Source organism: Belnapia arida, from assembly GCF_016773205.1.
In the GTDB taxonomy this organism is placed as follows: Bacteria; Pseudomonadota; Alphaproteobacteria; order Acetobacterales; family Acetobacteraceae; genus Belnapia; species Belnapia arida.
The window spans coordinates 1-323 of record NZ_JAETWB010000205.1 but is presented as its reverse complement, the minus strand read 5'-3'; the positions used below and the strand labels follow the sequence as shown (position 1 = coordinate 323).

The following is a 323-nucleotide window of genomic DNA, read 5'->3' as shown; positions in this document are numbered from 1 at the left end:
CTCCACATCCGTCATGAGGAAATCCGCCGAAACACTAACACCAGAGCCGGACCACTTTCGCCGTGTCACCTCACTTCCAGGATGAACCAGCACTATGTTGGCCTCGACGTCTCTCTGGACCAGACGAGCCTGTGCGTTCTCGACGGCGCTGGCCAGGTTGTCTGCGAGACGAAAGTAGACACCGATCCGGCCGCGATCGCAGCCTGCCTTTGTCGGGCAGGTGTTTCCGGCGCACGGCTCGGCCTAGAGGCGGGCCCGCTCTCGCAGTGGCTCTACGCCGGGCTGGTGGCCTCAGGCCTGCCTGCGATCTGCATCGAGACACG

General features: G+C 63.5%; 1 pseudogene. It reads left to right on the top strand.

The annotated features are described in order from the left end of the window. Positions 1–81: 81 nt before the first annotated feature. Positions 82–323, top strand: a pseudogene (locus JMJ56_RS34675) (IS110 family transposase); the annotation flags it as partial.